Raw genomic sequence first — 3549 nt, 5'->3', positions numbered from 1 at the left:
GTGGTCATGGCCAAGAGTAGAGTTAACACAGCCAAGAATATAGGGGATTTAATCGGTCGCATGCGCATCCATATGAAATAAAAGGAACGAGCCGATTATGCCTGAAAAATAAAGGGGTTAATAGGAACAACGAGCGGTGAATTAAAAGGGGATACCGTGAGTGCAAAACACTCACGGACCAAAAGATAAATAAGTGGGCTTGGCTTAGTGGATGTAGAAACGAGGGTTTGCCGTTCCCCAAATCGTATACAGTTCAGGGAATATGAGCTCTGCATTTTCTTCCAGCTCACTGACAGTGATTCGGCCTTGCTTTTGCGCGCCAAACAAGGTGACTTCCTGATTAGGAAGGACGCCTTTCACATCGGTTACGTCAACCAATGTGGTGTTCATTGAAGTTACTCCAACCACCTTTGCTCGTTGACCGTTAATCAATACGTCACCGCGATTGCCCATTTTTCTTGGGTAACCATCTGAATAGCCAACAGGCAGATTTGCCAAAACACTCTCTTTGGTTACGCGGTATGTACTGTCATAGCCAACAGTGCTTCCTTTAGGAAGATGATGCAATGACGCAATACGTGTTTTGAATGAGACGATTGACGGATATTCCGGGTTAGTTGGTAAGTCGCCATATAGGACGCCGCCAGGACGTACCATATCAAGTTGTGCTTCTGGTACATTGAGAGCAGTGTAGGAGTTGGCAACATGCAAAATCAGTTCATCGCGTTTTAGGTTTGCTTGCTGAATCAACCAAGCTGAATTGGTATTAAAACTGGCCAACTTGCTGCGGATTTCGTCTGGATTGTAATTGGGGAAATGCGTCATTATCCCAACAATTTGTATGCCACTTTGAGTAGCAATCGCAATCGATTCTTGTTTTCCTGCATCGGTTGACATATCGATACCATTGCGTCCCATACCGCCATCATTTAATGCCAAATGTACTCTTATCGTTTTACCTTTTTGCTGGCTTAGCTGAGCGAGTTGCTCAGCTTGTATTTTACTACCGATTAGCTCTTCGATATCTAACTCGACACTTTGTGCGATTTCATCAATGCTCGCAGAGCGAACACGCATCAACTGGCCTTTAAACCCGCTCTCACGTACGGCTCTAGCCTCTGCATTACTGGTAATTGCGATACAAGGGATCCCTTGCGCGAGAATAGTTGGCATTAAACCGCGAATACCGTTGCCGTAAGCATCTGCCTTCATCACGGCGCAAATTTTAGTTTGGCTGTTGATGTGGCTCTTAAACTGCTCAATATTTTGTTTGAATTGGCCAAGATCGATCTCAAGCCAAGTATTGGATTGCTGAATTTCTTGTATAGAAGGCTCACTGACGTTAAGGCTTAAAGGTGCAGAAGTCGCTGAAAAAGAGGGTAAAGCCATGGCAATTGACAGTGTAAGAAAAGAGGCTTTGAAATTCATTCTATCTCCTAGGTAAGTAAAAACAAGAAAGCCCCGTTAGGGGCTGACTCTATTTTAGTTAAGTTTGAAACGCCCCATTGCGTCTTGCAATGTGACCGATAATTGACTGAGTTCGTGGCAAGCTTGCGCCGTTTGTTCTGAACCCTGCGCGACTTCTTGTGAAGCCGTATGGATATTTTCAATGTTGCGGCTTAGTTCATCGGCAACGGAATCTTGTTCACTACAAGCACTGGCGATTTGTGTTCCCATATCCGCAATTTGAGCTACTGAGTTTTCAATTGAAACCATCAATTGCTGCGAGTGGGTTCCTTGAACGACGCAAGAGTCAATGCTGACGCGCGAACGTTCGGTTGCTTCTTTTGCTTCGCCTGCCATGGTTTGTAATTTTTCAATAATGGTTGTGATTTCGCCAGTTGAAGCTTGAGTTCTTCCCGCAAGGGTGCGCACTTCATCGGCAACAACAGCAAAGCCTCGGCCAGATTCACCAGCGCGGGCTGCTTCAATCGCAGCGTTCAGTGCCAATAGGTTTGTTTGCTCAGCGATGTTACGAATAACGTCAAGTACCACGTTAATTTGTGTGGATTGTTGTTCTAAATTTGCAACGGTTTCGCCAGCCTGACCAATAATTGTAGCCACTTGTTGAATGGAGCTCACCATCGCGGCATTGTCTGTCGCACCCTCTTTGGCTTTAGTGTTGGCACTACTTGCTTGTGATGCTGAGTCTTCCGTGTTGCGTGCTACATCGGCCACTGCGGCTTTCATTTGCGTCATCGCTGTTGCGACTTGTGTGATCTGATATTGCTGCTCTTTCATACCTTGAGCTGAGATATTGGAAATTTGACTCATCTCTTCCACAGCACTGCTCAGTTGTGTTACAGCGGAGATGATCTCTTCGATCAGTTGACGTAAATTGTTCTGCATCTTTTGTGAGGCATCGGCAAGTTCACCTAATTCGTCATTGCCAATAGCATTACGATCGATCTGTTTTGCTAAGTTACCTTCTGCAATCGCGTTCGCTTGGTCAACAACCAAACGCAAAGGCCCACAAATTATGCGAGTCAAGAAGAGGGTGATAATGACCATGACGACGATAATGGAAACATTACTGATACTTGATGAAGTGTTCAGTGTGTCAACTGCTTTAAGAATATAGCTTTTGTTGCCATCCATTGCTTTTTGCAAGATGCCAATCAGCGTTTTTATGTCGGCTTCAATTTTCGTGAAAGTTTCAAGCGATTGATTCAGTAGTTTGTGGGCATCGCTTTTATTATTGCTTTCTAAAGCCTGATTAAACTGAGTCACAATGTTTATATAACTATCCCAGTTACTCATCAGTTTTCTAAATGTCTGCTCTTCTTCGCCTGGCCAAACACTTTTACCATACTGTTTTAAACCTGCATCAACCTCTTGTTGTAATTGACGGCTAGTCACTAGGCGTTGTTTCACTTCGTTTATATCATCGGTGAGCAAGGAAGCAAACTGCGTACGACGCCAATAGGAGAGTTTATCTCCCATTGAATCTACGTGTTGTAGTGCAGGCAGTGTATCGTCGGCAAAATTCACCAACTGACTTTTGACTTCTTGGAGTTCGCTATATAAAAACCAAGCGAAGAGGATGTTGATTAAAGCGATGAGGCTAAATGAGCCTGCAATTTTCTGTCTGATGGATAGATTTTTTAAAAACATGAATGAGTTACCTTTGATTGTTTTTGTCAAAAGTCGCTTGAGCGAACAACATCCATTTACCGACAATGTGATCTACATCCTAATTGGTCGCGGATATTATCATGTTATCTATAAATTGACGATACCTATACTATTAAAGTAGCAGATGTTTGATTGTGCAAAGATAAAACGATTAATTTTAATGATGTGAGGGTGGTTGATTATTGGTTTAACACCTAAGAGTGGTGAGAGGATTTGCAAGCGACCCCTCATTCTGAGTATTTGCCTTAGTGGTAATCGTTGTTCATTGATCTAACACCAAACTTTTTGCTGAGTAACTGTAACATAATGGCAACGTTGTTCGAGATTCAAGTACACCTCTAATTATCGTTTCTATGAGTACTCAGGAAGAGTTTATATGGTGCGTCCTTACTTAAAATTTATCATCCCTATTTT

2 protein-coding genes are annotated in these 3549 nt (G+C 43.1%); both read right to left on the bottom strand.

Annotated elements, in window-relative coordinates; all coding sequences use genetic code 11:
• Nucleotides 1–204 precede the first annotated feature (204 nt).
• Nucleotides 205–1428 (bottom strand): alanine racemase, encoded by a 1224-nt coding sequence (gene alr / locus AACT21_RS07755; protein WP_013856786.1) that lies wholly within the window; start codon nt 1426–1428, stop codon nt 205–207.
• Nucleotides 1429–1482: 54 nt separating this feature from the next.
• Nucleotides 1483–3114, bottom strand: a complete 1632-nt coding sequence (locus AACT21_RS07750) for a methyl-accepting chemotaxis protein (protein ID WP_026027984.1) — start codon at nt 3112–3114, stop codon at nt 1483–1485.
• Nucleotides 3115–3549 lie beyond the last annotated feature (435 nt).

The organism is Vibrio sp. V08_P9A1T1, assembly GCF_963874405.1.
Classification (GTDB): Bacteria; Pseudomonadota; Gammaproteobacteria; order Enterobacterales; family Vibrionaceae; genus Vibrio; species Vibrio anguillarum.
The sequence above is the reverse complement of the archived record's forward strand: the minus strand, read 5'-3'. Positions and strand labels throughout refer to the sequence as shown.